The sequence below is a fragment of the Pseudogemmobacter humi genome (genome assembly GCF_900609055.1).
GTDB classification, from domain to species: domain Bacteria; phylum Pseudomonadota; class Alphaproteobacteria; order Rhodobacterales; family Rhodobacteraceae; genus Pseudogemmobacter; species Pseudogemmobacter humi.
Genome location: NZ_UXAW01000129.1, coordinates 1 through 2585 on the forward strand (window position 1 = coordinate 1; position 2585 = coordinate 2585).

At 67.0% G+C, this 2585-nt stretch carries 1 protein-coding gene and 1 pseudogene; both read right to left on the reverse strand.

All coding sequences use genetic code 11. The features are described from left to right. Positions 1-272: pseudogene (locus XINFAN_RS22350) on the reverse strand (hypothetical protein); the annotation flags it as partial. Between the two features lie 739 nt (positions 273-1011). Beyond that, entirely contained in the window at positions 1012-2484 is a 1473-nt protein-coding gene (purF, locus tag XINFAN_RS20210) for an amidophosphoribosyltransferase (protein WP_124088661.1), read from the reverse strand. Positions 2485-2585: the final 101 nt, after the last annotated feature.

Genomic DNA, 2585 nt, shown 5'->3' on the forward strand with positions numbered 1-2585 from the left:
GGCTCGTTGGGAAAGCGGGAGGGGCGTGAAATCTGCCCATCCGTACCGTTGCATGCCTCTCGGGCGGCGAAGCGCGTGCCGACCCCCATGGCGAACTGGTTGCGGGCCGCCCGCCATTCCCTGACAGTCCGGCCATCCTTCCCGAAGCTGTGAAGCGCCGCGCGGACCGGCTTCGCCGCCTCTCCGTCGGTGCGTCCTGGTGGATTTGCGCATACCCTCCCGCGGGGAAACTCTCCGGGGGCAACGCGATCAAAGGATTGGCCCATATTCATCTGCCCGGTTCCTTTCGTGCTGTGACGCGGGGCGCGATGCGACCGGGCCTTCGGGCTAGGTCCGGGCTGCGATCTGGCCCTTGTGGCCGGGAGCCGCCCCGGGGCGCGGCGGATAAGCGGGGGCATCGTCCATGTGCGGCGGGCAGGCCGCCGGGGGGGGGAGGATTCTCCGCCAACCTGCGGCCTTTCGAGCACGATCTGCAATCGCTTCAACCATGGGAAAGGGCGGGTGAAGTTCAGGCCATGGGGCGCCCTCGGGGGGCCAGATCCTGAAACCACGCTCTGACGGAGGATTGCGGGTGCAGCCTGGCTTTCATCTTCAGCCCAGGAAACCATGTCAGAAGCGCGCAAAGCCCGGCGCTGCCGGAGAAATATCCTGAGCCTGTCCGCTACCTCGCCTGCCAAGGAGCATGCTCCGAACAGCATGCGCCCGCACAACCGCGCGGCAACCGGAGCCGCGGCCGTTATCCCCTTGCGCAGGGTCGGGCAAGGCGCCCGTCGCAGCAGTCAGCCGATCGGGAGCGCCGTCCGTCGCCTCAACGGCCGGAGGCGACCGCCATGCGACGCGAAAACCGCGCTATCGGCTTCACCCGGGCCCGCGCAGGCGTTGCAGTCATCATCTGGTGGAGCGGATTGTGACTGAAGCCCCGGGGCCGCCACGGAAACCGGAGACTCACCCCCGGTGCCGATCTGCCGTCTGCCTCTTGACGAAAATGCTCCCGCCGGAGGCAGCCGGGCCCTATTCGGCGGCCTTCATCACGAATCCCTCGTCCATCTTGTCGGCGGGGATCACCGGGTAGTCGCCCGAGAAACAGGCGTCGCAGTAGCGGGGGCTGGCCGGGTCGCGGCCCGCATCCTCGCCCGCGGCGCGGTAGAGGCCGTCGAGCGAGATGAATTTCAGCGAATCGACGCCGATCCAGTCGCGCATCTCGTCCTCGGTCATCGTCGCGGCGAGCAGTTTCGAGCGTTCCGGCGTGTCCACCCCGTAGAAGCACGGCCAGGCCGTGGGGGGCGAGGCGATGCGGAAATGCACCTCGGCGGCGCCCGCTTCCAGGATCATGTCCTTGATCTTGCGCGAGGTGGTGCCGCGCACCACCGAATCGTCGACGAGGATCACCCGTTTGCCGCGGATCAGCGCGCGGTTCACGTTCAGCTTGAGCCGCACCCCCATGTTGCGGATCTGCTCGGAGGGCTCGATGAACGTGCGGCCCATATATTGGTTGCGGGTGATGCCGAGGCCGAAGGGGATACCGCTTTCGGCCGCATAACCGATGGCGGCGGGGGTGCCGGAATCCGGCACCGGGCACACGAGATCCGCCTCGACCGGGGCCTCGCGCGCCAGCTCCACCCCGATCTGGCGCCGGGTCTCATAGACCGAACGGCCGCCGACGATGCTGTCGGGGCGCGAGAAATACACCTGCTCGAAGATGCATGACCGCGATTTGGCGGGCGCGAACGGGCGCGAGGACGTGACCTGGCCGTTCTCGATCACCACCATCTCGCCGGGTTCGACCTCGCGGATGAATTCGGCACCGATGATGTCGAGCGCGCAGGTCTCCGACGCCAGCACCCAGCCCTCGCCGAGCCGCCCGATCACCAGCGGCCGCACGCCCAAAGCGTCGCGCACGCCCATCAGCTTGGTGCGGGTCATGGCGATCACCGAGAAGGCGCCCTCGACCAGGCGAAGCGCATCCTTCAGCCGCTCGGCCTGGGTCTTTTGCAGGGACCGCGCCATCAGATGGATGATACATTCCGAATCCGACGAGGACTGGAAGATCGCACCGCGGGCGATCAGGTCTTTCCTGAGCCGTGCGGCGTTGGTCAGGTTGCCGTTATGGGCGATGGCGCAGCCGCCGATGGCGAATTCGCCGAAGAAGGGCTGCACGTCGCGGATCTGCGCCGCGCCCTTCGATCCGGCGGTGGAATAGCGCACATGGCCGATGCCGAGACTGCCGGGAAGCAGCTTCATGACGCCGGCCGAGGTGAAGGTGTCGCGGACATAGCCGAAGCGGCGTTCCGAATGGAAGCCGGTCTCGGGCTCGTAGGTGACGATGCCACCCGCCTCCTGGCCGCGATGTTGCAGCGCGTGCAGGCCGAGGGCTACGAAATTCGCGGCATCGGTGAGACCGATGACACCGAAAATCCCGCATTCTTCCTTGAGCTTGTCGCCGTCGTTCAGGGGTTCGAACGGGTGGGCGGGGAAGCGGCGCATGTGGCCTCCGAATCCGGGCTGTCTCTGCGGGGTGATGTAGTGCGTCAGGATGCCACTGTCACCCCCTGCTGTCATGCTTATGTTGCAGGGCGGAAGGTGCG

Bases quoted from the DNA above. Each gene is read 5' to 3' on its own strand.
- purF (WP_124088661.1), bottom strand. From the start codon at position 2,484: ATGCGCCGCTTCCCCGCCCACCCGTTCGAACCCCTGAACGACGGCGAC.